The following is a 15,770-nucleotide window of genomic DNA, read 5'->3' on the forward strand; positions in this document are numbered from 1 at the left end:
GAGCCGCCTTGTGGAAAACCGCTCTGACCTGGGAAAACACTATCCACTAGCTGTGGAGGAAAGAAAGTTGACTCGACACGCCAAAGGATCATTACGTAAGGGGCATAATGGCTAAATGCCCATTACTACCCAGGACAGGGAGATTCTGCGCCTGGCGCTCCCCGCGTTCGGAGCGCTGGTCGCCGAGCCGCTGTTCCTGATCGCCGACTACGCGATCGTGGGCCACGGGCTGGGCACCACCGCGGTCGGCGCGCTCGGCGTGGCGGGAACGGTGCTGTCGACGCTTGTCTACCTCTGCGTGTTCCTCGCCTACGGCACCACCGCCTCCGTCGCCAGGCAGATCGGCGCGGGCAACCACACGCGCGCGATGCGCAGCGGGGTGGACGGGATGTGGCTGGCCTTCGCCATCGGCGTGGCGCTGATCGTGATCTGCTGGCCGCTGGCGCCCGCCATGGTCGCCCTGTTCGGCGCCGCCGCGGAGCAGTCCGCCGAAGCCGTCACCTACCTGCGGATCAGCCTGCTCGGCACCCCCGGCATGCTCGTCGTGCTCGCGGGCACCGGCGTCCTCCGCGGGATGCAGGACACCAGGACGCCGCTCGCCGTGGCGATCGGCTCCTTCGCGCTGAACGCCGTGCTCAACGCCTGGTTCGTGCTCGGCCTGCACTGGGGCATCGCGGGCTCGGCATGGGGCACCGTACTGGCGCAGACCATCGGCGCGGCCGTCTACCTGCGGGTCGTCGTCAGGGGCGCGCGCCGCGCCGGGGTGTCGCTCGCGCCCGGCCTCTCGGGCATCATGCAGGCGGGTACGGCCGGCCTCGCCCTCCTCATCAGGACCGTCTGCCTGCGCATCGTGCTGCTGGTGGCCACGGCCATGGCGACCAGGCTGGGCACCGCGGAGCTGGCCGCGCACGCCATCGCCACCCAGCTGTGGACACTGCTCGCCCTCGCCCTCGACGCCATCGCGATCGCGGGGCAGGCCATCACGGGGCGTTCCCTCGGCGCGGGCGACACCGAGGGCACCAGGGCGGCCACCAGGCGCATGGTGTGGTGGGGCCTGTGGTCGGGCGTCGTGCTCGCGTTGGTCGTCGTCGCGGGCCGGCCGTTCTTCCCCGGCATCTTCGACGCCGATCCACAGGTGACCGCCGAGCTGCTCGACGTGCTGTGGGTGGTGGCGCTGTTCCAGCCGGTCTCGGGCATCGTCTTCGTGCTCGACGGCGTCCTCATCGGCGCAGGCGACCAGCGTTACCTGGCGTGGGCCGGGGTGTGGACGACGCTGGCCTACCTGCCGGTGGCCCTCGTGGCGGGCGACCTCGTCGTGCTGTGGCTGGCGCTCGGCGTGTGGATGATCGCACGGCTGATCACGCTGGGTGGCAGGGCGTACGGCACGCGGTGGCTAGTTACCGGAGGTTGACCACTCGTCAACCGGACCGTGCTTGCCTGGCACGGTCCAAGGCTTGCAAGGTGGGAGCCTTCACCTAGGCGATTGGTACAAAGACGTGCGCCGCCTCCCCCTCTCCGAAGCCCTCGGCCTGCGCACCGGTGCCCGGCACAGCCTGCACCGGCTCTACCGGCCTGCCGACCTGGTGGTGCTCGGCCTGGGTGTGATGATCGGCGCGGGCATCTTCAGCGTCGCCGGCCGCCAGGCGGCCACCACGGCGGGCCCCGGCGTGATCCTCTCCTTCATGATCGCCGGGATCGCCTCGCTGCTGGCCGCGCTCTGCTACGCCGAGCTGGCCTCCGCGATCCCCGCGTCGGGCAGCGCCTACACCTTCACCTACGTCCTGTTCGGCGAGGTGTGGGCCTGGGTCGTCGGCTGGGCGCTGCTCCTGGAGATGCAGCTCGCGGCGGCCGTGGTGGCGCGCGTGTGGGCGCTGTACGCGGCCCAGACGCTCGCCGACCTCGGGCTGAGCCTCTCGCTCCCTCCTGGCGTGCTGACCGCGTTCATCCTCGGCGTGCTGACGCTCACCGCCGCGGTGAGCGCCAGGATCGGGCTGCGCGCGCTGTGGGTGATCGTGGTGGCGAAGCTGCTGGCCATCGGCGCGGTGATCGTCGTGGGGGCGCTCCACTTCGACGCGGCCAACCTGGGCGGGTTCATCGCGCCGCACCAGCCGGCGTCGGACCCTCCCGACACGCTGCTCGGACTGGTCGTGGGGCCGACGGGCACCTTCGGATGGTTCGGGGTGTTCGCGGCGGCGCCCGCGATCGCGTTCGCCTACATCGGGTTCGACATCGTGGCCACGGCGTCGGAGGAGACGCTGGACGCGCCGCGTGCCGTACCGAAGGGGATGATCCGGAGCCTGGTGATCGCCACTGTCCTCTACATCGCGGTGGCGATCGTCATGGTCGGCATGGTGCCCTACACCCGGATCTCCGAGTCCGCGCCGCTGGCGGCGGCCTTCGCGGCGGTGGGCGAGAACGCGATGGTGCACGTGATCAACATCGGCGCCGTCCTGGGGCTGACGACCGTGATCCTGGTGCTGATCGCGGGGCAGACGCGGATCATGTTCGCGATGGCCCGCGACGGGCTGCTGCCGCGCGGGCTCGGGACGCTCAGCCGCCGCTACCACAGCCCCTCCAGGGTGACGCTGGTGATCGGCGTGACCGCGATCCTGCTGGCCGAGCTGGCGCCGGTGCTGATGCTGGAGCAGCTGGTCGTGATCGGCACGCTGTTCGCGTTCCTCGCGGTGTCGGCCGGGGTGGTGGTGCTGCGCCGACGGATGCCGGGCGCTCCCCGCGAGTTCAGCGTGCCGCTGTCACCGCTCCTGCCCGCGGTGTCGGTGCTGGCGACGCTGTGGCTGATGGTCAACCTGAGCGTGCAGACGTGGCTGTCGTTCGCGGCGTGGATGGCGCTCGGCGTCCTGGTCTACCTGGCGTACGGCAGGCGGCGCAGCCTCCTGGCCGCCCCCGTCGCCTCCGGCCGCGGACGCCACCGCCGCTGAGACGTCAGAAGCGCCCCGACTCGATCACGCTGCGCAGGAAGTCGCGCGTGCGAGGGTGCTGCGGGTCGCCGAAGATCTGCTCGGGGCTGCCCTTCTCGAGCAGCACCCCGTCGTCCAGGAAGCAGATGGTGTCGGCGATGTCCCTGCAGAAGCTCATCTCATGGGTGGTCATGACCATCGTCATCCCCGCGCCCTTGAGCTCCCTGATGATGCCGAGCACCTCGGTGACCAGCTCGGGGTCGAGCGCGGAGGTGACCTCGTCGAGGAGCATCAGTCTGGGTTGCGTGGCCAGCGCGCGGATGATGGCCACCCGCTGCTGCTGCCCGCCTGACAGCTGGTCGGGGTAGGCGTCCGCCTTCTGCGCCAGGCCGAATCTGGCCAGCAGCTCACGAGCCTGCTCCTCCGCCTGCTTCCTGGCCACCCTGTGGACCTGGCGCGGAGCGAGCGTGATGTTGTCGAGCACGCTCATGTGGGGGAACAGGTTGAACGCCTGGAAGACGATGCCCACGCGCTTGCGCACGTCGTCGACGTCCACGCGGGGATCGGTGATCTCCCGGCCGTCGAGCGTGATGACCCCGTCGTCGACGGTCTCGAGCAGGTTGACCGTACGCAGCAGGGTCGACTTGCCCGACCCCGAGGCGCCGATGAGGCAGACCACCTCGTGCGGGGCCACCTCCAGGTCGATCCCACGCAGGACGGGGTGGTCGCCGTAGCTCTTCCAGACCCCTTCGAGGGCGAGCACGGTCATCGGCCCCTCCGCCTCTGCGACCGGGCGGCCAGGTAGTCGGTGAACCGGGCCATCGGGATGGTGAGCAGGACGAACAGCAACGCGGCCACCAGGTAGGGCGTGTAGTTGAAGGTGGTGGAGGCGTGGATCTGCGCCTGTCGCAGCGCCTCGATCGCGCCGATGGTCGCCACCAGCGCCGTGTCCTTCTGCAGCGACACGAAGTCGTTCAGCAGCGGCGGGATGACCCTGCGCACCGCCTGGGGCAGCACCACGAACCGCATCGTCTTGGCGTGGGTGAGGCCGAGCGAGCGGGCCGCGGACACCTGGCTCGGATGGACCGAGTCGATGCCCGAGCGGAACACCTCGGCCACGTAGGCGCCGTAGGAGAGCGTCAGCGCGATGACGCCGAGCGTCGCCTCGTCCGAGGGAATGCCCTGCAGACGAAGCGCCGGCAGGCCGAACCCGACGAGGTAGACCAGCAGGATCGTCGGGACACCACGGAAGATGTCGGTGTAGGCGACGGCCAGGCAGCGCAGCGGAAAGAACACCGGGGCGGTCAGCCCGCGCGCCAGCGCCACCAGCAGGCCGACGACGAGGATCAACGGCTCGGCGATCAGGAAGATCTTGACGTTGAGCAGGAACCCGTCGAGCACGTCGGGCAGCGCCGTGACGAACTGGCCGGGGTTGAAGAAGGTGTCCTGGACCCGGTCCCAGCCCGGCGCGTTCGTGACCGCCCAGACGACGAGCACCAGGAAGACGACCGTCGACACGGTGGCGGTGGAGGCCGAACGGCGCGCACGGCCGGCGCGCATCCGCTCGCGTTCGCGCTGCCTGTCACTCTTGACCCAGGTGGTGGCCATCACTTCAGCTCGGGAGCGCCCGCCGCCTCGCCGAGCCACTGCTGCTCGATCTTGGCCAGCTCACCCTTGGACCTCAGCGCGTCGACCGCCTTGTCGACGCAGGGCTTCAGCGCGCTTCCCTTCCCCATGACCAGGCCGAACTCCTCGGGCTTTTCGCCGCCCGTGGCGCTGAACTGGCCGAGGATCTGCGAGTTCGGCACCTGGACGGCGGTCACGTAGAAAGCCGTCGGCAGGTCGACCACGAGGGCGTCGACCTGGCCGTTCTTGAGCGCGTTAACCGCGTCGATCTGCTCGTTGTAGACCTTGGGCAGCGAGGAGGGCCGGATGACACGCTGGACGGCGCTGAACGCGGTCGTGCCGACCTGCACGCCGATCCTGGTCTCCCTGAGGCCCACGAGGGTCGTGGCGGTGGCGGCGGGAGAGCCCTTCAGGGTGACGACGGCCTGCTTGACCGTGTAGTACCCCTTGCTGAAGTCGACCGCCTCGGCCCGCTGCGGAGTGATCGAAACCTGGTTGACGTCGAAGTCGAACTTCTTCTCACCGGGGGCGAAGGCGGTGTCGAACTTGACCGTCGACCACTGCACCTCGTCACGGTCGAAGCCCATCTCGCCGGCGACCGCGTAGGCGACCGCGCTCTCGAAGCCCTGGCCGTTGGCGGGGTCGTCGTCCTTGAACCACGGCTCGTAGGCGGGCTTGTCGGTACCGATCGTGAGCTTGCCCGCGGAGACGAGCGTGAGCTGATCCTTCGTGCAGGCGGTGGACGCTGCGGCGCTCGGTGCCGCCGTGGTCGCGGTGTTGTCGGCGGGCGCGCACGCCACAGCCGCCGTCGCGAGCGCACCGAGCGCGAGCAGCATCGAAGGGCGGACCATGGGCAAGCCTCCACGTTACCTAGATGAACGTGCAAATTGTACGCGGCACTAATGGAGGATCAGTTCGGGCCCATATGTACCTTTGACGGCTTATGCTCAGCGCGCCGGCGACGCCTCCCGTGCCCAGGCCGCCGGCAGCCGCAGCGCGGTGTGCGAAGGCGACCCCTCCTCTACGGTGTGGACGACCAGCGCCTGGTCAGGATCGTCGGGCAGCCGCGGCGTCTCGAACGACAGATCCAGTTCGCCGGCCACGGGGTGCAGGTAGACGTAGCGGCCATGCGTCTTGTCCCTGAGCCGGTGCTCCGCCCACGCCTTCCCTGAAGTCGTCGCCGGTGGCGGCCAGCCCATGACCGTCCGCAATGGTCGATCGACCACGATCGAGTTGATAGGTAGGAGATTTCCTACCTATTATGAGCCGCATGACCATCACGCACGCCAAACTCGTCACGCTGCCCGTCACCGACCAGGACGCGGCCAAGGACTTCTACGTCGGCGCCCTCGGCTTCGAGGTGCTCACCGACAGGCGGATGGGGCCGGTGCGCTGGCTCCAGGTCGCGCCCGAAGGCGCGCAGACCAGCTTCACGCTGGCCGCCGCCGAGCAGGGCTTCACCCCCGGCTCCGCGAAGGGGATCATGCTGGAGACGTCCGACCTCGACGCCGACTGCGCCCGCCTCGCCCGGGCAGGAGCGGCGGTCGACGGCCCCATGGACCTGCCATGGGGGCGTCAGGCCACCTTCACCGACCCGGACGGCAACTCCTTCGTCCTGTCCGCCTCCTGAACCGCGATGCCCGCCGTAGAAGCAGTCGAGGACCGGATCTTCGCGGCCCTGGCCAGCCCGGTGCGAAGGGAGGTGCTGCGACTCCTCCGGGAGGAGGGACCGCAGCCCGTCCAGCGGCTGGCGGGCCACTTCGACATGGCCCGCCCCAGCCTCTCCGAACACCTGCGAGTGTTGCGTGAGGCCGAGCTGGTCAGCGAGCAGAAGGTGGGCCGGCAGCGGATCTACCGGCTGGAGGCCGTTCCGCTCCACGAGGTGCAGGAGTGGCTCCACCCGTTCGAGCGGTTCTGGCGCGAGAAGCTCACCGGCCTGCGCGACCTGCTCGACCGCATGACCGAGGAAGAATCATGACCGATGACGATCTGACCACCGTCCACGTCGACCAGTTCCTGCGGCATCCGCCGGCCAAGGTGTGGCGGGCACTGACCAAGCCGGACCTGCTCGCCCAATGGCTGATGCCGGGCGACTTCCGGCTCGAGGTCGGGCACCGCTACACCATGCAGGCGGTCGCGATTCCCGCCACCGGATTCTCCGGCACCGTCCAGGCTGAGGTCCTGGCCTTCGAGACCGAGAAGATGCTCAGCATCCGCTGGCAGGACGCCGCCCCGTCGGAGGCCCACGGCGCGGACTGGACGATCACCTGGACCCTGCACAGGGAAGGCGCCGGTACCCGCCTGTTCCTGGTGCACGAAGGGTTCGACCCGGACAACCCGCTCCAGCAGCGCGCCCGCGCGATCATGGGCGGCGGCTGGCGATCCGGCGTCATGCGCGCGTTGGAAGAACTCCTCGACCGCCTCTGACACCGGCGCAGAAGCAGCAAGACCGGGCCGGACCGGCGATCGCTTCGAGCGGGCGCGGACGTGCACGGGGAACGACGAAGCCCCCGCGGGAGACCCACGGGGGCTTCGCTCATGAAGAAACCGCTAGCCGGCGACGACCTCGACGTCGACGGAGGCGGAGACCTCGGGGTGCAGCTTGACGCTGACCTTGTGGGAGCCGACGCTCTTGATCGCGTTGACGATCTCGATGCGACGACGGTCGAGGACCGGGCCACCGGCCTTCTTGACCGCGTCGGCGATGTCACCGGTGGTGATCGAGCCGAACAGGCGGCCGGACTCGCCGGCGCGGGTGGTCAGCTTGACCTTGAGGGCGCCGAGCTGGCCGGCGATCTCCTTGGCGGTGCCCAGGTCGCGGATCTCGCGGGCGTCGCGCGCCTTCTTGATCGAAGCGATCTGCTTCTCGCCGCCGCGCGTCCACAGGATCGCGTAGCCGCGGGGAACGAGGTAGTTGCGGCCGTAGCCGTCCTTGACCTCGACGATGTCGCCGGGGGCGCCGAGGCCGGAGACCTCGGTGGTGAGGATGAGCTTCATGTCGCAAGTCCTCCTTAGCGCGCGGTGCTCGTGTAGGGCAGCAGAGCCACCTCACGGGCGTTCTTGATCGCGGTCGCCACGTCACGCTGGTGCTGGGTGCAGTTGCCCGTCACCCGACGCGCACGGATCTTGCCGCGGTCGGAGATGAACTTCCGAAGCAGCGCCGTGTCCTTGTAGTCGACGTAGGAGATCTTGTCGTGGCAGAACAGGCAAACCTTCTTCTTGGGCTTGCGCAGTGCCGGCTTAGCCATCGTGGTGCTCCTTTCAGAGCCCCGCCGTGAAGCGGGAATGGACTCGGGCTTGTTGACAGGTGGTCAGGCCTCGCGGCCTGGCCGTGAGGTGCCCGCGAACGGGCACCTCGGACTAGAAAGGAGGCTCGTCGCTGAAGTCGCCGCCGCCGCCGCCGCCGAAGCCGCCGCCACCCTGGTTGCCGCCGAAGCCGCCACCCTGGTTGCCGCCGCCGAAGCCGCCGCCGCCGCCACCGCCGTAACCGCCGCCGCCCTGAGGCGGGGCGGGCGTGGCCGAGGCCCACGGGTCGTCGGCGGGACCGCCGCCGAAGCCGCCACCGCCGCCACCCTGACGGGTGGTGCGGTTGACCTTGGCGGTGGCGTTACGGAGAGACGGGCCGATCTCGTCGACCTCGACCTCGTAGACCGTGCGCTTCTCGCCTTCCTTGGTCTCGTAAGACCGCTGCTTGAGCCGCCCCTGGACGATGACCCGCATGCCGCGCTGCAGCGACTCGGCGACGTTCTCGGCCGCCTGACGCCACACGTTGCAGGTCAGGAAGAGGCTTTCGCCGTCCTTCCACTCGTTGGTCTGGCGGTCCATGAACCGCGGAGTGGACGCGACGCGGAACTGGGCCACGGCTTGCCCCGTAGGGGTGAAGCGCAGCTCAGGATCGTTGACAAGATTGCCGACGATGGTGATGACGGTGTCGCCTGCTGCCATGGCTGGAGCCCTTCCTCAACTCTTGGGTTACGGCTCAGACTACGGCTCGCCCCCGACAGAAAATCGGGAGAACGAGCTGCTTAGTGCACGTCCGGGCGGAGAACCTTGGTCCGCATGATGCCCTCGTTGAGGTTCATCTGGCGGTCGAGCTCCTTGACCGTGGCCGGCTCGGCGGACAGGTCGATGACGGCGTAGATGCCTTCCGACTTCTTGTCGATGTCGTAGGCGAGACGGCGGCGGCCCCACACGTCGACCTTCTCCACGGTGCCACCGTCGTTGCGGACGACAGCGAGGAACTGGTCGAGGGACGGCGCCACAGTGCGCTCATCGAGCGAAGGGTCCAGGATCACCATTACTTCGTAACGACGCATGTTGGACTCCAACCTCCTCTGGACTCTTGCGGTCACGACACTCTGCCGTGACAGGAGGACGCTGACGTTTTCACCGGATTCGCCCCTTTCGGCGACCCGGCGGCGGTTGACCCAGCACAACGCAGCCTGCTCAGGTTACCAGCCGCTCACGGATGGGAACTCCTTTACTGATGAGGGGGTGGTAGCCATGCCACACGTGCTTCGTCCCGGCGAGAACGAGAAGTTCAAAATGACGCTCAACAGCGACGGCCGCTCACATCCTGTCGAGAACCTGTTGTCCATCGGGACGCTGGTGTGCGGCCTGATCGCGTTCGGAGCGACCTTCTTTCCCGGTGGTCACGTGGTCTCGTCGTGGGTGGGGGCGCTCGGCTTCGGAGGCGGGCTCTACTCGCAGTACATCTCGGCGACGACGCCCGAGCGGGCGCTGAACATCGTGGGGATCGTGGCGTCGTTCGTAGGCGTGGCGCTGGGCATCGCCCGCGGCGGATTCCTCCCGTAGGCGCGGACCCCTCCCGTCCTTCCGTGGCCGGAGGCCCTTCCCTGCGGAAGCGGCACGCTCGCGCGTGACACGTTCCTTCCGCGGCGAACGCGAGAGCGGCCGTCCGCGTGGTCGCGTTCCGCCCGCTACCGCGGGCCGTGCGGCGCGCTCCTCACGCGTCACCCGGACGGGGCGAACCATGCGTCCCCTGACGGCACGAACCATGCGTCCCGAACGGCACGGACCATGCGTTCCCTGACGGCGCGAACCATGCGTCCCCGTACGCCGCGAACCATGCGTTCCCTGACGGCGCGAACCATGCGTCCCCGTACGCCGCGAACCATGCGACCCCTGACGGCACGAACCGGCGGGCAGCGCTCGTGGGGCCGAGCGGAGGGAAGACGAAGACGCCGGACATCGGACCAGTCCGATGTCCGGCCGGTGGTGCTATGCGTTGACGCCGGGCGACGACGGTCTCAGCCCAGGTGAAGGTCTCCGCCGAGAAGGAGGACGAACCACAGGAACGTGGCCAGCAGTGCCTCGGCTACGTCCTTCAGGAGAGCGGGGGTGATGTAGTCGTAGATCCAGGCCACGTAGAGCCCGACGAGGATGTAGATCAGAAAGACGAAACTGCCTAAGCGATAGCGGGTCATCTGGCGCTCCTTGCGTACGGGGGGCTGCGCCTCGACTGCCCTGATGCGTCCCCGCCAAACAGATAGCCTGGAGGGCATGGTGCGCATCGGAGCTCATGTCGACCAGGACGATCCCGCCGCCCACGCGGCCGAACGCGACGCGGAGATCGTGCAGTTCTTCCTCGGTGACCCGCAGGGCTACAAGGCCCCGGTGCTGCCCGACAAGCCGGTCGAGGGCGTCGACATCTACATCCACGCGCCCTACCTGATCAACGTGGCGACCACCAACAACCGGATCAGGATCCCCAGCCGCAAGCTGCTGGAGCAGCACCTCAAGGCGGCCGCGAGCCTGGGCGCCAAGGGCCTGATCGTCCACGGCGGCCATCTCAACAAGGACGAGGACCCGCAGATCGGGTTCGACAACTGGCGCAAGGTGTTCGAGCGGATGGAGTGCCCCATCCCCGTGCTCATCGAGAACACCGCGGGCGGCGGCAACGCCGTCGCCCGCAGGCTCGACAGTATCGCCAGGCTGTGGGAGGCGCTCGACGGGTTCGACGTGGGCTTCTGTCTCGACACCTGCCACGCGCACGCGGGAGGCGAGGAGCTGGTCGACGTGGTCGACAGGGTCAAGGCCATCACCGGCCGCATCGACCTGGTCCACTGCAACGACTCGCGCGACTCGTTCGACTCGGGCGCCGACCGGCACGCCAACCTCGGGCAGGGTCAGATCGACTCTGAGCTGATTCTCGAGGTGTGCCGCAAGGCGGCGGCGCCGATCATCGTGGAGACGCCATTCGCAGGTCAAGCGGAGGACATCGCCTTCCTCCGCAAGAATCTGTGAGGGAAACCCACAGGCTGTGGATAACTTCCATGGATTACTTTTCGAAGGAAGCGGGTAAGAGTTTCAGCCGGCCCACGCGCCGGTGAGGAAACGCAGGGTGTTCAGCACCATCAGCGGGCCGAGCAGCAGGCCGTACGCGATGATCCACCGCGTGGACAGCCGCGCCAGCAGTACCCACAGCGGGAACCACAGCAGCAGCGAGCGCGGCACCGACAGGTAGTAGGCCGACAGCAGCAGCGCGCCGGCCTGCAACCCGCAGTAGACGAACTCGCTCCACCGGCGCCGCACGAGCAGCCACCCCAGCGTCACCACGGCGACCACGGCGCCGGCGATCTCCATGCGGAAGGCGACGGCGAAGTCGTCGGCGCCCATCGCGGAGTTCCACGTGGTCCGCCACGCCTCCCACGGCCACACCATCTCCCTGCCCCAGCCCGCCTCCTGGGCGTGCTTCCACGCGAGCCAGTCGCCGGTACGGCCGTGCAGGTACCAGGAGTAGGCGATCAGCGGCACGAACGGGACCGCCAGCCACGGCAGGTCCCGCCACCGCGGCCTGCTGAGCGCGAACTCGACGATCAGCGCGATCGCCAGGAACAGCCCCGTGATGCGTACCGCGGACGCCCCCGCGGCCAGCAGGGCGGCCGCGGCCCACTGTCTCCTGCGCGCCGCCAGCCACGCGGGGATGGCCAGCGCGAGGAAGAGCGCCTCGCTGTAGCCCGCGGCCAGGAAGACGGCCGTCGGGAAGAGGATCATCGCCAGCACCGCCGCGGTGCCGGAGCCGCCCTCGAACTCCGCCAGCCGCGCCAGCGCCATGGCCGCCACGCCGCCCGCGACCAGCGAGATCAGCAGCCCGCACAGGGCCCAGTCGGACACCACCAGGTGGACGAGCCGGAGAATGGCGGGCATTCCGGGGAAGAACGCGGGCAGCCCGGGGTCGTGCGCGGCGGCGGGGTCGCCCGCGTAGCCGTACGTGGCGATGGTGACGAACAGGCTGGCGTCCCACTGCTTCCACCTGGCGAGGTAGTCGCCCGTGCCGACCAGCCACGACACACCCATCAGGGTGACGAGCAGGAGTCCGAGACGGGAGGCGACCCAGATTCCCAGCGCCTTCATCAGGCGAGCGAGAACCTGTCAGGGGCCCGGTCGAAGACGCCGCCGACCGGGTCGTCGACGCCTGCCTGCCGTACCAGGTCCTTGTCCGGGCGGAGGATGTCGCGCACCACGAACGCCATCAGGATGAGGATCGTGATGATGCGGCCCCAGACGGCGGTGAAGTAGACGTTGTCGCCGATGCCCAGGTGCTTGGTGTCCTCGTCCTGGTAGAGCAGGTAGAGCCAGATCGCGAAGAAGTACCAGACCTCGGCGACCTGCCACAGCGCGATCGGCTTCCAGTTGGGCCTGGCCAGCACCGCGAACGGCACCAGCCACAGCACGAACTGCGGCGACCACACCTTGTTCGTCATCATGAACGCCGCGAGCGCCAGGAAGCAGATCTGCGCGAGCCGCGGTCGCTGCGGCGCCAGCACCGTCAGCACGGCGATGCCGAGACACAGCAGCGCGAGCGAGATCATGCCGAGCAGGCTCGGGTCCATGCTGCCGAGGATGGGCCAGCCCTTGCGTTCGAAGAACAGCCAGGGCGAGCCCCAGTCGATGCCGCGCTCCTGGGAGAAGACGTAGAAGCGCCGCCAGCCTTCCCACGCCAGCACCATGAAGGGCACGTTGACGACGAGCCACGCGGCCGCCGCCGACCCCATCGTGATCAGGAACGGACGCCACTTCCACGTGCGCACCGTCAGCAGGAACAGCGCGCCGACGAACATCAGCGGGTAGAACTTGGTCGCGATCGCCAGGCCGAGCAGGACGCCCGCGAGCACCTGCCGCCCGCGCGCCCACGCCAGCAGGAAGCCCATGGACAGGGCGCCCGCGATGAGGTCCCAGTTGATGTAGGCGGCGAGGATCACGGCGGGAGCGAGCGCGTACCAGGCCGCGTCCCACCGGCGCGTGGGCCCCGCCGCGGCCGCCATCAGCAGCACGCCCACCACCAGGGAGATCCCCAGCAGGATCACCGTGATGTCGTAGAAGCGCACCGCCTGCGTCGCCTCGTCCGGCGTCATCCAGCGCACCAGCCAGGCGATCACCTGCATGACCTCGCCGAGCACGACGGGGTACTCCACCTGCTTGTCGAACGGCACGTCCGCGAAGTACGGGTTCTGCGTGTGCAGCTGCCGGTCGAAGAAGAGCGGGTAGATGTCGGTGTAGCAGGCATTCGCGTACGTCTGGACGGAGTTGTTCCAGCCGCCGGTCCTGCAGGGCAGCTTCCAGACGTAGGCGAGGATCGCCCCCAGGGCCGCGAACAGCCCCAGGGGCAGGTACGGCACGGCCGCCCGTGCCGTCGACGACAGCCGTGTCATTCGTCGTCGCGCCTGGTGGACCCGGTCATGGGGTCGGGCACGACGGCGCCGCCGCCCATCGGGTCCTCGCCCGTGCCGACGTCGCCGAGACGGTCGGCCTCGGTGGTGCCGTCCTCGGGCAGCCCGCTGTTGTCGCTGTTGTCATCGCAGCCGAGCAGGCCGCAGTCGTTGCCGTTGTCGTCGCCCCACGGGTCCTCCGGCGTGCCGAACGGGTTGTCGGGGGTCGGCGTCGGCGTGGGCTTCGGCTTCTCGACGATGTTCTCCGGCTGGCCGATGTTGGCCCGGGTGGGGAACTGCTCGACGGGCAGTTTCAGCGTCTCGTGGGCGGCGAGCATGTACGCGCGCCACACCTCGGTGGGCGGGCCGGCGCCCTCGAAGCCCAGCGACACCTCGTAGGGCTTGGTGTAGACCTTGGTCATTCCGTCGTACTTGCTGTTCTTCTTGCCGTCGGTCCCAGGGCAGTTGGAGTGCTGCGGGGGAACGACCTTTCCGGAGGAGGTCCTGCACTCCTCGCGGTAGAAGCCGACCGCCGTGGAGATCTGCGGGGTGTAGCCGACGAACCAGGCTTCCTTCTCGTCGTTGTTGGTGCCCGTCTTGCCCGCGGCGGGGCGGGACCCGAGGCCCTTGCCCGCAGCGGTGCCGCCGGCCCGCAGCACCGCCTGCATCGCGACGGTGGCGTCGGCGGCGGCCTCGGCCGAGATCACCTGACGCGGCGACTTCTTCTCGGGGTCGTAGACGACCAGGCCCGAGGGGTCGGTGACCTTCTGCACCACGTGGTAGTCGATGTGCTTGCCGCCGTTGGCGAAGATCGAGTAGCCCGCCGCCTGCTCGACGGGCGACACCAGGGCCGAGCCGATCGAGAAGCCGTAGTTGTGGGCCTTGATGTCCTCTTCCATCCGCTGCTTGCCGAGGCCCGCCTCCTCGACGATCCGCTGCACGTCCTCCAGCTGGTTGGGCAGCTTGTAGGCCATGGAGACATACGCGGTGTTGACCGAGGCCGCGGTGGCCTTGACGATGTCGACGGCCTGGCCGACGTTGTGGCTGTTGCGGAAGCCTCCGGGCTGCTGGCCGGGGAGCACCTTGGGCACGGTTTCGTTGCCCGGCACGTAGCTGCTGAGGCTGTAGCCGGCGTCGAGCCAGGCGGCCAGCACGTACGGCTTGAAGGCCGAGGCCGCCTGCTTGTAGGACCTGAACGGCTCGTTCCACGGGTCGGTGATGTAGTTCCTGCCGCCGTAGAAGGCCAGCACCCTGCCCGTCTTGTTCTCCACGGAGGCGAGGCCGACGTGGTACTCCTTGTCCATGCGGGACGTGACGCTCTCCGCGGCCTTCTTCGCGTCCAGCATCAGCTTCCTGTCGAACGTGGAGACGATCTTGAAACCGCCGCGCTCGACCTCGTCGCCGGAGATGTTGTTCCGCTTCAGCTCGGCGAGGACCTCCTGGACCATGTAGCCCTTGAGACCGGCCAGCTCACTCTTCTCGGAGGTCTTCACGGTCTTGGGGAACTTGGCCGTGGTGGGCAGGTTGGCGTACTTCTGCGGGAACTGCTCCGCCATGTACTGGACGACCGTGCTCCATCGGGTGCGGAGCCTGGGGTCGTCGCTGTCCCAGTTCGGCTGCTGGATCCGGGCGGCCAGGTACGCCGCCTGCGCCGGGGTGAGGTCCTTGGCCTTCTTGCCCTTGCCGAAGTACGCCTCGGCCGCCGCCTGGATCCCGAAGGCGCGCCCGTAGTTGATCGTGTTGAGGTAGTCCTGAAGGATCTTGTCCTTCGAGTACTCCTTGTTGATCTTTACGGCGACGAAGATCTCCTTGATCTTCCGCTGGATCGACTGCTCCTGGCTGAGGCCCTCGTAGTAGTTGCGGGCCATCTGCTGGGTGATGGTGGAGGCGCCCTGGACCTGCTGGCCCGTCGCGGTCATCCACACCGAACGGATCATGCCGGGGATCGAGATGCCCGAGTCCTCATAGAAGGTCTTGTTCTCGATGGCGATCGTCGCGTCCTTGACCGCGTCGTTGACGTCGCTGATGTCGATGATCTTGCGCGGGATGCCCCAGCGGGCGATCTCCGTCTTCTTGTCGTTGTAGTAGATGATGCTTTCCTGGGCGGTCGCGCCCTGCTGGGCCACCTTGGGCAGCGGGGTGCCCGAGTAGGCGACCCAGATCATGCCGAACACGCCGGCCGCCATCACGACCATCGCGGCCATGACGATCTTCCAGTTCGGGATGAACCGCTTCCACCCGCGGCGGCCCTTGCCGGAGTCGCCGCCGCCACCGCCGCCACCGCGGCCGGGACCCTCGGGGCCGCCAGGGCCGCGTCCACCTCTGGCACGGCGGGCCTCGGGCCCGCTCACCATCGTCTCCTCGGCGCCGCGCCTGCGTGTCGACGTCGGCGGGCCGCCCGTCGGGTACTGCGCGGTCTGCTGCGGCGGCATCTGCTGCGGCCCCGACGGCCCCGACGGCCCCGACGACCTGGCGGGGGCGGGAGGCTGGGCATCCATGGCGCCCGTCTGCTCGAATGCCGCCTCGGGACGGCGTTCCGAGGCCCAGCCGGTTT

19 protein-coding genes are annotated in these 15,770 nt (G+C 68.7%); 7 read left to right on the forward strand and 12 right to left on the reverse strand.

Features of this window, described 5'->3' with window-relative positions; translation table 11 throughout:
* The first annotated feature begins 115 nt into the window (after positions 1–115).
* Together AC3EO4_RS49875 and AC3EO4_RS49880 are read left to right on the forward strand one after the other, a co-directional pair.
* Positions 116–1,411 carry an MATE family efflux transporter gene (locus AC3EO4_RS49875; protein ID WP_431903075.1) on the forward strand — a complete coding sequence of 432 codons (1,296 nt, stop codon included), beginning with the start codon at positions 116–118 and terminating at the stop codon, positions 1,409–1,411.
* An 85-nt stretch (positions 1,412–1,496) separates the two neighbouring features.
* The gene (locus AC3EO4_RS49880; RefSeq protein ID WP_431903077.1) at positions 1,497–2,939 is read left to right on the forward strand and encodes an amino acid permease; all 1,443 of its coding nucleotides are present in this window, start codon (positions 1,497–1,499) and stop codon (positions 2,937–2,939) included.
* A 4-nt stretch (positions 2,940–2,943) separates the two neighbouring features.
* On the opposite strand, the gene AC3EO4_RS49885 is transcribed toward AC3EO4_RS49880, so the two are convergent.
* From AC3EO4_RS49885 to AC3EO4_RS49900, 4 genes are all read right to left on the reverse strand, one after another.
* Complete coding sequence (locus tag AC3EO4_RS49885; RefSeq protein ID WP_431903078.1) at positions 2,944–3,687, reverse strand: amino acid ABC transporter ATP-binding protein; 744 nt, start codon at positions 3,685–3,687, stop codon at positions 2,944–2,946.
* Positions 3,684–4,526, reverse strand: coding sequence for an amino acid ABC transporter permease (locus AC3EO4_RS49890; protein ID WP_431903080.1), 843 nt, complete (start codon positions 4,524–4,526; stop codon positions 3,684–3,686). Before AC3EO4_RS49890 ends, AC3EO4_RS49885 begins: the two co-directional genes overlap by 4 nt.
* The gene (locus AC3EO4_RS49895) at positions 4,526–5,395 is read right to left on the reverse strand and encodes an ABC transporter substrate-binding protein (RefSeq protein ID WP_379572857.1); all 870 of its coding nucleotides are present in this window, start codon (positions 5,393–5,395) and stop codon (positions 4,526–4,528) included. Before AC3EO4_RS49895 ends, AC3EO4_RS49890 begins: the two co-directional genes overlap by 1 nt.
* A gap of 96 nt (positions 5,396–5,491) precedes the next feature.
* Positions 5,492–5,770: an MmyB family transcriptional regulator gene (locus AC3EO4_RS49900; protein ID WP_431903082.1), complete on the reverse strand. Its 279-nt coding sequence runs from the start codon at positions 5,768–5,770 to the stop codon at positions 5,492–5,494.
* 44 nt (positions 5,771–5,814) lie between these two features.
* Between AC3EO4_RS49900 and AC3EO4_RS49905 the strand changes: the two genes are divergently transcribed.
* The 3 genes from AC3EO4_RS49905 to AC3EO4_RS49915 are packed head-to-tail and all read left to right on the forward strand — an operon-like array spanning position 5,815 to position 6,971.
* Positions 5,815–6,174 carry a VOC family protein gene (locus AC3EO4_RS49905; protein ID WP_379572855.1) on the forward strand — a complete coding sequence of 120 codons (360 nt, stop codon included), beginning with the start codon at positions 5,815–5,817 and terminating at the stop codon, positions 6,172–6,174.
* Between the two features lie 6 nt (positions 6,175–6,180).
* Entirely contained in the window at positions 6,181–6,522 is a 342-nt protein-coding gene (locus AC3EO4_RS49910) for an ArsR/SmtB family transcription factor (RefSeq protein WP_379572854.1), read from the forward strand.
* Positions 6,519–6,971, forward strand: coding sequence for an SRPBCC family protein (locus AC3EO4_RS49915; RefSeq protein WP_431903085.1), 453 nt, complete (start codon positions 6,519–6,521; stop codon positions 6,969–6,971). The genes AC3EO4_RS49910 and AC3EO4_RS49915 overlap by 4 nt, the downstream gene beginning before the upstream one ends.
* 123 nt (positions 6,972–7,094) lie before the next feature.
* Here AC3EO4_RS49915 and rplI read toward each other — a convergent pair whose 3' ends face one another.
* From rplI to rpsF, 4 genes are all read right to left on the reverse strand, one after another.
* Entirely contained in the window at positions 7,095–7,541 is a 447-nt protein-coding gene (gene rplI, locus AC3EO4_RS49920) for a 50S ribosomal protein L9 (protein ID WP_379572852.1), read from the reverse strand.
* A 14-nt stretch (positions 7,542–7,555) separates the two neighbouring features.
* On the reverse strand, positions 7,556–7,792 hold the full coding sequence (gene rpsR / locus AC3EO4_RS49925) for a 30S ribosomal protein S18 (RefSeq protein ID WP_020543048.1): 237 nt from the start codon (positions 7,790–7,792) through the stop codon (positions 7,556–7,558).
* Between the two features lie 112 nt (positions 7,793–7,904).
* Positions 7,905–8,489, reverse strand: coding sequence for a single-stranded DNA-binding protein (locus AC3EO4_RS49930; RefSeq protein ID WP_431903088.1), 585 nt, complete (start codon positions 8,487–8,489; stop codon positions 7,905–7,907).
* A gap of 80 nt (positions 8,490–8,569) precedes the next feature.
* A complete protein-coding gene (gene rpsF / locus AC3EO4_RS49935; protein ID WP_379572850.1) occupies positions 8,570–8,860 on the reverse strand; it encodes a 30S ribosomal protein S6 in 291 nt (96 codons plus the stop codon).
* Between the two features lie 187 nt (positions 8,861–9,047).
* Between rpsF and AC3EO4_RS49940 the strand changes: the two genes are divergently transcribed.
* A complete protein-coding gene (locus AC3EO4_RS49940) occupies positions 9,048–9,359 on the forward strand; it encodes a hypothetical protein (protein WP_379572849.1) in 312 nt (103 codons plus the stop codon).
* 455 nt (positions 9,360–9,814) lie between these two features.
* Here AC3EO4_RS49940 and AC3EO4_RS49945 read toward each other — a convergent pair whose 3' ends face one another.
* Positions 9,815–9,991, reverse strand: coding sequence for a hypothetical protein (locus AC3EO4_RS49945; protein ID WP_379572848.1), 177 nt, complete (start codon positions 9,989–9,991; stop codon positions 9,815–9,817).
* A 76-nt stretch (positions 9,992–10,067) separates the two neighbouring features.
* Here AC3EO4_RS49945 and AC3EO4_RS49950 point away from each other — a divergent pair, with 76 nt between their 5' ends.
* A complete protein-coding gene (locus tag AC3EO4_RS49950; protein WP_431903091.1) occupies positions 10,068–10,811 on the forward strand; it encodes a deoxyribonuclease IV in 744 nt (247 codons plus the stop codon).
* Positions 10,812–10,874: 63 nt separating this feature from the next.
* Here AC3EO4_RS49950 and AC3EO4_RS49955 read toward each other — a convergent pair whose 3' ends face one another.
* The 3 genes from AC3EO4_RS49955 to AC3EO4_RS49965 are packed head-to-tail and all read right to left on the reverse strand — an operon-like array spanning position 10,875 to position 15,714.
* On the reverse strand, positions 10,875–11,921 hold the full coding sequence (locus AC3EO4_RS49955) for a mannosyltransferase family protein (protein ID WP_431903093.1): 1,047 nt from the start codon (positions 11,919–11,921) through the stop codon (positions 10,875–10,877).
* Positions 11,921–13,219: a glycosyltransferase family 87 protein gene (locus tag AC3EO4_RS49960; protein ID WP_379572845.1), complete on the reverse strand. Its 1,299-nt coding sequence runs from the start codon at positions 13,217–13,219 to the stop codon at positions 11,921–11,923. The genes AC3EO4_RS49955 and AC3EO4_RS49960 overlap by 1 nt, the downstream gene beginning before the upstream one ends.
* Positions 13,216–15,714: a transglycosylase domain-containing protein gene (locus AC3EO4_RS49965; RefSeq protein WP_431903095.1), complete on the reverse strand. Its 2,499-nt coding sequence runs from the start codon at positions 15,712–15,714 to the stop codon at positions 13,216–13,218. Before AC3EO4_RS49965 ends, AC3EO4_RS49960 begins: the two co-directional genes overlap by 4 nt.
* Positions 15,715–15,770 lie beyond the last annotated feature (56 nt).

This window comes from Nonomuraea sp. bgisy101 (assembly GCF_057708945.1).